This window comes from Micromonospora sp. NPDC047527 (assembly GCF_040643015.1).
Taxonomy (GTDB): Bacteria; Actinomycetota; Actinomycetes; order Mycobacteriales; family Micromonosporaceae; genus Micromonospora.
In genome coordinates this window covers 104,153-115,231 of record NZ_JBEYTK010000010.1, presented here as the reverse complement: position 1 = coordinate 115,231, position 11,079 = coordinate 104,153, and the positions used below count along the sequence as shown (strand labels likewise).

Here is an 11,079-nt window from a genome sequence, read left to right as displayed (position 1 = left end):
GGCGGACGCCGGGGCACGCGCGGGGGACCCCGGCCCGGCGGACGCCGGGGGACGCGCGGGGGACCCCGGCCCGGCGGACGCCGGGGGACGCGCGGGGGACCCCGGCCCGGCGGACGCCGGGGGACGCGCGGCGTGGCGGCCCAGCAGCCAGGCGCCGATGGTCAGGCTCAGCGGCAGCACCGCGCCCCGGTCCGGCTGACCGGGGACCAGTGGCACGTCCAGATCGACACCCCAGGGCTGCAGCGACCCGGTGGCCGGGGGCCGGATCAGGCCGGTCGTCGGGCCGGCGCCGATCAGCACCACCGCGTCCGGGACGGCGGCGAACAACCGACCGACGGCGGTGTCACAGGCCGCACGCAGGTCGTCCAACTCGGGCGCCGCCGCTCCGGCCACCTCGGGCACGAGCAGGGGCGGATGCGGGCAGACGGCAGCGGCGACCAATGGCACCCAATCACCGTAGCGGGACTCCCCGGTGGGTCTGCGCGCCGATCCGGTCAATCGGGCCCTAGGACACCGTATGGTCACGGTCGGCGATAGGCGCTCGACGCGGACCGGGGCGGACCTGTGACAATGCCGGAAGTAACTTGGCTGCGCCGTGGCGGCGACGGGGGTCATTCCCTCGACGCCGGGAGAACGAGGATGGGCACATGAGCGACTGGACTGCCTTCGGACGGGTGGACGCGGACGGCACCGTTTACGTCAAAACCACCGAGGGCGAGCGGGTTGTCGGATCCTGGCAGGCGGGAGCACCGGAGGAGGGCCTGGCGCACTTCGCACGCCGCTTCGCCGACCTGGTCACCGAAGTGGACCTGACCGAAGCACGGCTCAACTCGGGCGCGGCGGACGCCGGGCACTCGTTGAGCACGATCCGGCGGATCCGCGCCACGCTGCCCGAGGCCCACGTGGTCGGCGACATCGACGCCCTGGCCGCGCGGCTGGACAAGCTGGCCACCCTCGCCGAGGAGAAGGCCGCCGAGGCGCGTGCCGCCCGGGATGCCGCCCGCGGTGAGGCCCTGGCCCGCAAGACCGCGCTGGTCGAGGAGGCCGAGAAGCTGGCCGCCGAGTCCACCGGTTGGAAGACGGCCGGGGACCGGCTCAAGGAGATCCTCGACGAGTGGAAGACCATTCGCGGAGTCGACAAGAAGGCCGACGGCGAGCTGTGGAAGCGGTTCGCCGCCGCCCGGGACGGCTTCACCCGGCGTCGGGGCGCCCACTTCGCCACTCTGGACGCGCAGCGCAAGCAGGCGCAGACCGCCAAGGAAGAGCTGGTCGCCGAGGCCGAGAAGCTCAAGGACTCCACTGAGTGGGCCGCCGCGGCCAACCAGCTCAAGGAGCTGATGACGCAGTGGAAGGCCGCGCCGCGCGCCTCGAAGGAGGCCGAGCAGAAGCTCTGGGAACGGTTCCGGGCCGCGCAGGACGCCTTCTTCAGCCGGCGCAGCGAGGTCTTCTCCGCACGGGACAACGAGCAGCGCGGCAACCTGGAGCGTAAGCAGGCCCTGCTGGCCGAGGCCGAGGCGTTGGACATCGACGCTGACCCGAAGGGCGCCCAGGCCAAGCTGCGGGAGATCCAGGCCCAGTGGCACGAGGCCGGCCGGGTGCCCCGCGAGGCCGCCACCGGGCTGGAGCGTCGACTGCGCGCCATCGACGACAAGGTCCGCGAGGTGATGGACTCGGCGTGGCGCCGTACCACCAAGGAGGACAACCCGCTGCTCGCCCAGATGCGGGCCCAGGTGGCCGAGGCCGAGGACCGGCTGGCCCGGGCGCAGAGCGCCGGGGACGCCCGCCGGATCAAGGAGGCCGAGCAGGCTCTCGCCTCCAAGCGCCAGTTCCTCCAGCTCGCCGAGCAGGCCGGCTGACCCGAGGCGTTCCGAGAGCCCTCGACCCTTGACGGGGCCGAGGGCTCTCGCATGTCCGCGCCCCGCGCCAAGATCAACACACTTTCAGGGAAGTTGCTGCTTCCGACGCGCGGGAAGCAGCAATATCCGCGATGTTGTGTGGATCTTGCCGGGAGGCGAGGGCGGGAGCGGGAGGCGGGAGGGGGAGGCGGGAGGGGTGGTCCGGTTGACGCATCGAGGTGGGCTGATGAGAATGGGCGACGGAGTCAGGCTGGGCCACCGGCAGCAGGGCAAGGACGGCGGGACACCGCTGTCACGGGTCGCCGGTGAGCTTGCGCGAGTGTCCCCGTCCGCGTGACATGGACCGTCGCGCACTGTCCGCGTACCCCAAAGGGAGCGTGACGTGCCGACGGCCGCCCGCCCGCGCCCCCCACGGCCGGCGCGGGGCCTCCGAAGTGGAGCTCGCATGTTCCGTCCCACCGCACTCGGCGGCGCGCTGACCGCGCTCGCCACCGCCGCGGCCGGCGTGTTCCTCGCCGCCGCCGTCAGCACCAGCCCAGCCGTCGCCGCTGGCACCGGCAGCGGCTACCTGCACACGAACGGCAACCAGATCGTGGACAGCACCGGCGCCACGGTCCGGTTGACCGGCATCAACTGGTTCGGCATGGAGACCGACAACAAGACCTTCCACGGGCTGTGGTCGAACAACCCGTGGCGGGGGCAGCTCGACACGATGGCCCGGCTGGGCTACAACACGTTGCGGGTGCCGTACTCGAACGACGCGTTGAAGCCGGGGGCGACCGCCAGCGGGGTCAACGACTTCGTCAACCCGGACCTGGTCGGGCTCTCGCCGTTGCAGATCCTGGACAAGGTGATCGACTACGCCGGCAGCAAGGGGATGCGGATCATCCTGGACCGGCACCGGCCGACGGCGGCCGGGCAGTCGCCGCTCTGGTACACGTCGACGGTCTCCGAGGCGACCTGGATCAACGACTGGAAGATGCTCGCCCAGCGGTACGCGGGCAACCCCACGGTGATCGGCGCGGACCTGCACAACGAGCCGCACGCCGAGGGCACCAACCCGGCGGCAACCGGCGCGTGCTGGGGCTGCGGTGACCCGGCGCGGGACTGGCGGCTCGCCGCCGAGCGGGCCGGCAACGCGATCCTCGGTGTCCAGCCCAACTGGTTGATCTTCGTGGAGGGGGTGAGCTGCCCCAGTGGTGGCCTCTCCAACGTATGGGACAACGACCCGAGCAACGACGAGGACTGCGGCTGGTGGGGTGGCAACCTGTCCAAGGCCGGCGAGTTCCCGGTACGGCTGAGCGTCGCCAACCGGCTTGTCTACTCACCACACGAGTACGCGACCTCGGTCTACCGGCAGGCCTGGTTCGACGCCCCGGACTACCCGGCGAACCTGCCGGCGATCTGGGACAAGTACTGGGGTTACCTCTACAAGCAGAACATCGCCCCGATCATGATGGGTGAGTTCGGCAGCACCCTGGCCGACCCGAAGGACCGGGTGTGGTTGGAGAAACTGATGGCGTACACCGGCACCGGGGTGACCGGGATGTCCTTCACCTACTGGTCCTGGAACCCCAACTCCGGTGACACCGGCGGCATCGCGCTGGACGACTGGACGAACATCAACACCACCAAGCAGGCGATCCTCCAGCCGTACCTGATCGCGCCGTCCGGTGGCGGCGGCCCGACGCCGACGCCGACCGCTACGGCCTCGCCCACCGGCGGCCCGAGCAACCCGCCGACCGGTGCCTGCACGGCCACCTACCGGCAGGTCAACGCCTGGCCGGGCGGCTTCCAGGGCGAGTTGACCGTGAAGAACACCGGCTCCGGCGCGGTGAACCCGTGGTCGGCGACCTGGAGTTGGCCGGCCGGGGTGACGCTGGGCAGCGGGTGGAACGCCACCGTCACCCAGGCCGGTACGACGGTCACGGCCGCCGCGCCAAGCCACGCGCCGTCCCTGGCGGCGGGGGCGTCGGTCACCGTGGGCTTCACCGCCAACGGTACGGCCAGCGCCCCGGCGACCGTGAGGCTCAACGGCGTCAGCTGCTGAGCCACCGAGAGGGCCGGCGCCCACGCCGAGGGCGCCGGCCACCTCGGGTCCACTTCGAGCGCCGACCCTCCGCAGGGCGGCGCACCCCGGCCGCACGGAGCATTTACATCCAGTTCCTTCTATGTTTCCATCGGGAAAGCGCTTGCCAATCGATGCGGGCGGCGCGAGCGCGGGAGCCGCTCTCCGCACCGAACCGCACCGGCGGACCCGGGACCTCAGAGCCCGAGCCACCTCGCCGCCCACGGGCATGGGCGTCGCGACGGTGCGTCCGCCTCATCGAAAGGAAGCAGCATGCGCACAGCACAGCGTCGGATGACGCTGATCGCCACCACCGCCGCGGCCACCGCCACCCTGCTCACCGTAGGCCTCCTGACCGCCGTCTCGGCCCAGGCGGCGGCCGGCTGCCAGATCGCCTACTCGGTGGCCAGCCAGTGGCCGGGCGGGTTCACCGGCAACGTCACGGTCACCAACCTCGGCGACCCCGTCTCCGGGTGGACGCTGCGCTGGTCGTACGGGGCCGGCCAGCAGGTCAACCAGGCGTGGGGCGCGACCGTCTCGCAGAGCGGCAGCCAGGTCTCGGCGACCAACGTCGACTACAACGCCAACTTGGCGACCAACGGCAGCACCTCGTTCGGCTTCAACGCGAGCTGGAACAACGCCAGCAACCCGGTGCCGACCAGCTTCACCCTGAACAACGTGGCCTGCACCGGCGGCACCACGCCGACCACACCCACCAACCCGTCGCCCAGCACACCGGCGCCGAGCAACCCGCTGCCCAGCGACCCGGTGCCCAGCATTCCGCCGCAGACCGGGCTCGTCGGCTGGGCCACCCAGAACGGCGGCACCACCGGCGGCGGCGGGGCGCCGACGACCACCGTCACCAGCGCCTCGGCGCTGACCAGCGCGCTGAACGCCACCGGATCCGCGGTGATCCGGGTGTCCGGGACAATCTCCTGCTCGGGCATGCTGCGGGTCCGGTCCAACAAGACCATCCTCGGCAACTCCGGCGCGACCATCGCCGGCTGCGGGCTCAACATCAGCGGCGACCGCAACATCATCATCCGGAACCTGACCTTCCGGAACTGGAACGACGACGCGATCAACGTGCAGGAGTCGGCCACCAACATCTGGATCGACCACAACAGCTTCAGCAGCGGGTACGACGGCGCGGTCGACATCAAGCGCGGGTCGGACTTCGTCACCGTGTCGTGGAACCGGGTCTTCAACCACGACAAGACCATGCTGCTCGGCCACAGCGACGACAACGGCGGCCAGGACATCGGTCACCTGCGGGTGAGCTACCACCACAACTGGTTCGACGGCAGCAACCAGCGCAACCCCCGGGTGCGCTTCGGCAACCCGGTGCACGTGTTCAACAACTACTACCGGGCCAACGGCGGTTACGGGGTGGCCTCCACCGAGAACGCCGGGGTGCTGGTCGAGGGCAACTACTTCGAGAACGTCAGCGACCCGTACCACCTCGGTGAGGGCGACTCCGGCCCGGGCCGGATCGTCGCCCGCAACAACCACTTCGTCAACTCACCCACCGGGCAGGCCGGCGGCAGCGTCGCCAGCATCCCGTACTCCTACCAACTGGACACGGCGAGCAACGTCAAGTCCATCGTGACGGCCGGCGCCGGCGCCGGTCGGATCACGGTCTGATCGGTGCGCCCCCTGTCGTCGCGCCGACGGCGACAGGGGGCCCCTGCTCAGTGGGCGGCGCAGCCACCGGTGGTCGCGGCCGCGACCACCGGAGCGCCGATCGTGGGCAGACCGAGCAACACCCCGGGGGTACGCGGGGAGCGGCCCGCCTCGGCGGCGTCGCCGGCCCGGGTGCGGCGGTGTGCCACCGGCGCCCCGTCGGCGTTGAGGTGGTGCGGCGCGGCGTACGTGATCGTGGTGTGCACGATGTCCCCCGGCCGGATCTGGCCGGCAAGCGACTCCCCGCCGGGGGCCTCGGTCGCGAAGTGCACCAGTCGACCGTCGCGGGCCCGGCCGGACATCCGCCCGGTCCGCTCGTCCTTGCGGCCCTCACCGACCGCGACCAGCACCTCGACGGTCTCCCCCACCAGGCGCTTGTTCTCCGCCCAGGTGATCTCCTCCACGGTGGCGATCAACCGCTCGTAGCGCTCCTGCACGACCTGCTTGGGCAGCTGGCCGTCCATGGTCGCGGCCGGGGTGCCGGGGCGCTTCGAGTACTGGAAGGTGAAGGCCGACGAGAACCGGGCCTCGCGGACCACGTCCAGGGTGCGCTGGAAGTCGGCCTCGGTCTCGCCGGGGAAGCCGACGATGATGTCGGTGGTGATCGCCGCGTCCGGCATCGCCGCCCGGACCTTCTCGATGATCCCCAGGTAGCGCTCGGAGCGGTACGACCGGCGCATCGCCCGGAGCACGTCGTCGGAGCCGGACTGCAACGGCATGTGCAGCGAGTGGCAGACGTTCGGCGTCTCGGCCATCGCCGCGATCACGTCGTCGGTGAAGTCCTTCGGGTGCGGGCTGGTGAACCGGACCCGCTCCAGCCCGTCGATGTCGCCGCACGCGCGCAGCAGCTTGCCGAACGCGTACCGGTCGCCGAACTCGACGCCGTAGGAGTTGACGTTCTGCCCGAGCAGCGTCACCTCCAGTACGCCCTCGTCGACCAGGGCGCGCACCTCGGAGAGGATGTCGCCGGGGCGGCGGTCCTTCTCCTTGCCGCGCAGGGAGGGCACGATACAGAACGTGCAGGTGTTGTTGCAGCCCACCGAGATCGAGACCCAGCCGGCGTACGTGGACTCGCGGCGGGTCGGCAACGTGGACGGGAAGACGTCCAGCGACTCCAGGATCTCCACCTCGGCGGCGGCGTTGTGCCGGGCCCGCTCCAGCAGCACCGGCAACGCCCCGATGTTGTGCGTGCCGAACACGACGTCCACCCAGGGCGCCTTGCGGACGATCTCGCCGCGGTCCTTCTGGGCCAGGCAGCCCCCGACGGCGATCTGCATGCCGGGGTGCTTGTCCTTCACGGGGCGCAGATGACCGAGGTTGCCGTAGAGGCGGTTGTCGGCGTTCTCCCGCACCGCGCAGGTGTTGAAGACGACGACGTCTGCGGTGTCGTCGGCCTGGGGCGCACGCACGTAGCCGGCCTGTTCGAGCAGGCCGGAGATGCGCTCGGAGTCGTGCACGTTCATCTGGCAGCCGTAGGTGCGCACCTGGTAGGTGCGCGGGCTGCCCGCCGCTGCGGTAGTCATGACCCGGACAGCGTATCCGGGTCGGCCGGATCCCCCGAACCGAGGAGCAACCGATATGTGTCGGAGCATCAAGACGTTGCGTGAGCCGTTCACCCCGCAGGTGACCGACGCGGACATCGAGGCGGCGGCGTTGCAGTACGTCCGGAAGATCTCAGGCTTCCGGGCGCCCGCCGCGCACAACGCCGCCGCGTTCGACGCCGCGGTGGCCGCCGTCGCCGAGGCCACCCGCACCATGCTCGACCAGTTGGTGGTCCGGGGCGCCGCACCGGCCGCCGTCGCCGACCAGCCGGCCGCCGCCGCTCACAGCTGAGCGCCCCGGCACCCGGCGCTGGCCCGCACCGAGCGGGCCCGCCCGGTCAGGCCGCGGCGAGAGCCGGGGCGACCGTGTCGGGCGCCCAGCGCGAGCGGTGACACTGCGACCAGCCCCGGCAGCCCGGGTCGGCGAGGGTGCAGAGCCGCTGGCCGCTGAGCACCTCACCATCGTCGGTTTCCCGCACGTCGAAGTGCACCGGGCGGACCGTGCCGTCCGGGGCGACGAGCAGGTGCCGGCCGGCGTCGAGCGTGTCGTCGCGCAGCAGGCAGTTGCGGTCCAGCAGACGGGCCAGCGCGGCGATGCTGGCGTGCTCGGCGAGCTGCTCGGGCACCCCGTAGCAGTCGACCACCGTCGCGAACTCGCCCGGCGCCTGCCAGACGTCGCACACCACCGCGTACGCCGGCAGCCGGGCCGGGTCGGCCACGGCCAACGGCATCACCACCCGACCTAGTGCCTCGGCCAGCGCCGGGTAGACCTCAACGGGTCGCACCCGGTCGATTCTCCAGTTCCACAGCTCGGTCATTCCGCCTCCTCGCTGCGCTCGTCCCACCGGCCTCCGGATCGGGCCTTACTGACGATGGTGGGGGGCATTTGACCCCAGCCGGGGGCAAGTTACCGGTCTGTGACCATTCCGGACCAAATTTCCCTGAGCAGCATTGCTCTGAGTAGCGGGAAGGTGACAGTTTATCGGGTATGGTGCGCGATCCCCACCACCGCCACCCCGTGTTCGGCGACGGCCGCCGAGAGGGTCACCGCAGGACGACGAGGTGCTCGCTGCGGGGCAACAACTCGCCCACCACGGGCGCGCCGGGCACCTCGCCAGCCACCAGCAGGCCGCCGGAGGTCTGCGCGTCGGCCAGCAGCAACCGCTCGTCCTCGCCCACGGCACCGAAATCGGTCCACGGGGTGACCCACTCCAGGTTGCGCCGGCTGCCGCCGCTGACGTACCCGTCGCGCAGCGCCTCCCGGGCGCCGGCCAGGTAGGGCACCCGGGCCGTGTCGATCGCGACCGTCAGCCGGCTGGCGCGGGCCAGCTTCGAGGCGTGCCCGAGCAGACCGAACCCGGTCACGTCGGTGCCGCAGCGGATGCCGGCGGCCACCGCCGCCCGGGAGGCGTCGCGGTTCAGCGCGCTCATCGTCGCCACGGCCTCCGGGAAGCTCTCGCCAGTGGTCTTGTGCCGGGTGTTGAGCACGCCCACCCCGAGCGGCTTGGTCAGCGACAGCGGCACCCCGGCCCGGCCGGCGTCGAGGGTGATCAGCTCCTCCGGTCGGACCGTGCCGGTGACCGCGAGGCCGTACTTCGGGCCGTCGTCGTCCACGCTGTGCCCGCCGGCCAGGTGGCAGCCGGCCTCCCGGGCCACGTCCTGACCACCGCGCAGCACCTCGCCGGCCAACTCCATCGGCAGCACGTCGCGCGGCCAGCAGAGCAGGTTGAGCGCGACCAGCGGGACGCCGCCCATCGCGTACACGTCGGAGAGCGCGTTGGCCGCGGCGATCCGACCCCAGTCGTACGCGTCGTCGACGACCGGGGTGAAGAAGTCCGCGGTGCTGACCAGGCCGGTCCGCTCGTCCAGTCGGACCACTGCCGCGTCGTCGCCGTGGTCCAGGCCGACGAGCAGCTCGGCGGTGCCCGTGGCCGGGCCGAGCCCCGCCACCATGATCTCCAGCTCGCCCGGGGGGATCTTGCAGGCGCAGCCCCCACCGCGGGCGTAGCGGGTCAACCTCACCGGTTCTGTCATCTCACTATGATCTCGGTTACGCGCTGCCGCCGCCACGAGCGCTGTCACCGGTGACCGAAATTGAATCCGGGGCCACGAGTCGGCCCGGTGTTACCGCTCCGTGACCAACTGGGTTGCGTTCCGCCACGTCAGGCCGCCTACAGTTGCCCAACCAGGGGTCATCCGACCCCGATCCGGGAGACGACAGGGGACGGTGGACGACGTGACGACGGGCGAACCGCTCATCGTGCTGGACGCGGTCAACAAGTGGTTCGGACCGCTGCACGTGCTGGACAACGTCTCGTTGTCGGTGGGTCGGGGCGAGGTGGTCGTGGTGATCGGCCCGTCCGGCTCCGGCAAGTCGACGTTGTGCCGCACCATCAACCGACTGGAACCAATCAACTCCGGCACCATCATCTTCGACGGTCAGCCGCTGCCGGCCGAGGGCAAGCCCCTCGCGAAGCTGCGCAGCGAAGTGGGCATGGTCTTCCAGTCCTTCAACCTCTTCGCCCACAAGACCATCCTCGAGAACGTCACTCTCGGCCCGGTCAAGGTCCGCAAGGAGAAGCCGGCAGCCGCCCGCGAGCGCGGCCTCGCCCTGCTCGACCGGGTCGGCATCGCCAACCAGGCGGACAAGTTCCCGGCCCAGCTCTCCGGTGGGCAGCAGCAGCGGGTGGCCATCGCCCGGGCGCTGGCCATGCAGCCCAAGGCGATGCTCTTCGACGAGCCGACCAGCGCCCTGGACCCGGAGATGGTCGGCGAGGTGCTCGACGTGATGACCTCACTGGCCAGCGACGGCATGACGATGGTCGTGGTCACCCACGAGATGGGCTTCGCCCGGCATGCCGCGAACCGGGTCATCTTTATGGCCGACGGGCAGTTGGTCGAGGACGCCCCACCAGCGGAGTTCTTCGCCAACCCGCGCAGCGAGCGGGCCAAGGACTTCCTCTCCAAGATCCTCACGCACTAGGCGTCCGTAGTGGAGCGCGCCGTCCCCCGGTGGGCTCCGTCGAAGAAGGAGAAAAATATGCGTATTACGCGCGTTGCGGCAATCGCCGCTGTCGCCGCTCTGGCGCTCGGCCTCACCGCCTGCGGTGGCGACGACGACGGGGAGGGCACCGGCTCTAGCAGCAAGTCCTTCGCCGCCGGCAGCACCATGGAGAAGCTGAACAAGGCCCAGAAGATCAAGGTCGGCACCAAGTTCGACCAGCCTGGCTTCGGCCAGAAGGGCCTGTCGGGCAAGCCGGAGGGCTTCGACGTCGAGATCGCCAAGATCATCGCCAAGGAGCTCGGCATCTCCGAGGACAAGATCGAGTGGGTCGAGGCCCCCTCGAAGGTCCGCGAGGACGTCATCGTCAACGACACGGTCGACCTGGTCGCCGCGACCTACACGATCAACGACAAGCGCAAGGAGCGCATCGCCTTCGCCGGGCCGTACTACGAGGCTGGCCAGAACGTCATGGTGAAGAAGGACGACACCACGATCACCGGCCCGGACTCGTTCAAGGACGGCACCAAGAAGGTCTGCTCGGTCACCGGCTCCACCCCGGCCGAGGAGATCAAGAAGTACGTCAAGGACGTCGGCTCGCAGCTGGTGCTCTTCGACACCTACGACAAGTGCCGCGACGCCCTCAAGGGCGGCCAGGTCGACGCCGTGACCACGGACAACGTGATCCTGCTCGGCTACATCGCCAAGGACGAGGCGTCCTTCAAGCTGGCTGGCGCCAACTTCACCAAGGAGCCGTACGGCATCGGTGTGAAGAAGGACGACGCGGACTTCCGCAGCTTCATCAACGACACGCTGGACAAGGCTGTCGCCGACGGTAGCTGGAAGAAGGCCTGGGACGACACCGCCGGCAAGTTCGGCGCCGAGCTGGGCTCCGCGCCCACCATCAACCGCTACTGATCCTTCGATCTG

General features: G+C 70.6%; 9 protein-coding genes and 1 pseudogene. 6 read left to right on the top strand and 4 right to left on the bottom strand.

Features of this window, described 5'->3' with window-relative positions:
• A pseudogene (locus ABZ808_RS28270) lies at positions 1-447 on the bottom strand (hypothetical protein); the annotation flags it as partial.
• Between the two features lie 200 nt (positions 448-647).
• Between ABZ808_RS28270 and ABZ808_RS28265 the strand changes: the two are divergent.
• From ABZ808_RS28265 to ABZ808_RS28255, 3 genes are all read left to right on the top strand, one after another.
• On the top strand, positions 648-1,856 hold the full coding sequence (locus tag ABZ808_RS28265) for a DUF349 domain-containing protein (protein ID WP_357012252.1): 1,209 nt from the start codon (positions 648-650) through the stop codon (positions 1,854-1,856).
• Positions 1,857-2,301: 445 nt separating this feature from the next.
• On the top strand, positions 2,302-3,906 hold the full coding sequence (locus ABZ808_RS28260; protein WP_357012250.1) for a cellulase family glycosylhydrolase: 1,605 nt from the start codon (positions 2,302-2,304) through the stop codon (positions 3,904-3,906).
• A gap of 291 nt (positions 3,907-4,197) precedes the next feature.
• Positions 4,198-5,568 carry a cellulose binding domain-containing protein gene (locus ABZ808_RS28255; protein ID WP_357012248.1) on the top strand — a complete coding sequence of 457 codons (1,371 nt, stop codon included), beginning with the start codon at positions 4,198-4,200 and terminating at the stop codon, positions 5,566-5,568.
• 47 nt (positions 5,569-5,615) lie between these two features.
• Here ABZ808_RS28255 and miaB read toward each other — a convergent pair whose 3' ends face one another.
• Entirely contained in the window at positions 5,616-7,130 is a 1,515-nt protein-coding gene (miaB, locus tag ABZ808_RS28250) for a tRNA (N6-isopentenyl adenosine(37)-C2)-methylthiotransferase MiaB (protein WP_357012246.1), read from the bottom strand.
• 55 nt (positions 7,131-7,185) lie between these two features.
• On the opposite strand from miaB, the gene ABZ808_RS28245 reads away from it, so the two are divergent.
• On the top strand, positions 7,186-7,440 hold the full coding sequence (locus ABZ808_RS28245; RefSeq protein ID WP_357012244.1) for a DUF2277 family protein: 255 nt from the start codon (positions 7,186-7,188) through the stop codon (positions 7,438-7,440).
• 46 nt (positions 7,441-7,486) lie between these two features.
• On the opposite strand, the gene ABZ808_RS28240 is transcribed toward ABZ808_RS28245, so the two are convergent.
• Both ABZ808_RS28240 and selD read right to left on the bottom strand, forming a co-directional pair.
• A complete protein-coding gene (locus tag ABZ808_RS28240; protein WP_357012241.1) occupies positions 7,487-7,966 on the bottom strand; it encodes a hypothetical protein in 480 nt (159 codons plus the stop codon).
• Positions 7,967-8,192: 226 nt separating this feature from the next.
• The gene (gene selD / locus ABZ808_RS28235; protein WP_357012238.1) at positions 8,193-9,182 is read right to left on the bottom strand and encodes a selenide, water dikinase SelD; all 990 of its coding nucleotides are present in this window, start codon (positions 9,180-9,182) and stop codon (positions 8,193-8,195) included.
• A gap of 193 nt (positions 9,183-9,375) precedes the next feature.
• Between selD and ABZ808_RS28230 the strand changes: the two genes are divergently transcribed.
• Both ABZ808_RS28230 and ABZ808_RS28225 read left to right on the top strand, forming a co-directional pair.
• Entirely contained in the window at positions 9,376-10,131 is a 756-nt protein-coding gene (locus tag ABZ808_RS28230; protein WP_357012236.1) for an amino acid ABC transporter ATP-binding protein, read from the top strand.
• Positions 10,132-10,188: 57 nt separating this feature from the next.
• The gene (locus ABZ808_RS28225) at positions 10,189-11,067 is read left to right on the top strand and encodes a glutamate ABC transporter substrate-binding protein (RefSeq protein ID WP_357012234.1); all 879 of its coding nucleotides are present in this window, start codon (positions 10,189-10,191) and stop codon (positions 11,065-11,067) included.
• Positions 11,068-11,079: the final 12 nt, after the last annotated feature.

Bases quoted from the DNA above. Each gene is read 5' to 3' on its own strand.
- ABZ808_RS28265 (WP_357012252.1), top strand. From the start codon at position 648: ATGAGCGACTGGACTGCCTTCGGACGGGTGGACGCGGACGGCACCGTT.
- ABZ808_RS28260 (WP_357012250.1), top strand. From the start codon at position 2,302: ATGTTCCGTCCCACCGCACTCGGCGGCGCGCTGACCGCGCTCGCCACC.
- ABZ808_RS28255 (WP_357012248.1), top strand. From the start codon at position 4,198: ATGCGCACAGCACAGCGTCGGATGACGCTGATCGCCACCACCGCCGCG.
- miaB (WP_357012246.1), bottom strand. From the start codon at position 7,130: ATGACTACCGCAGCGGCGGGCAGCCCGCGCACCTACCAGGTGCGCACC.
- ABZ808_RS28245 (WP_357012244.1), top strand. From the start codon at position 7,186: ATGTGTCGGAGCATCAAGACGTTGCGTGAGCCGTTCACCCCGCAGGTG.
- ABZ808_RS28240 (WP_357012241.1), bottom strand. From the start codon at position 7,966: ATGACCGAGCTGTGGAACTGGAGAATCGACCGGGTGCGACCCGTTGAG.
- selD (WP_357012238.1), bottom strand. From the start codon at position 9,182: ATGACAGAACCGGTGAGGTTGACCCGCTACGCCCGCGGTGGGGGCTGC.
- ABZ808_RS28225 (WP_357012234.1), top strand. From the start codon at position 10,189: ATGCGTATTACGCGCGTTGCGGCAATCGCCGCTGTCGCCGCTCTGGCG.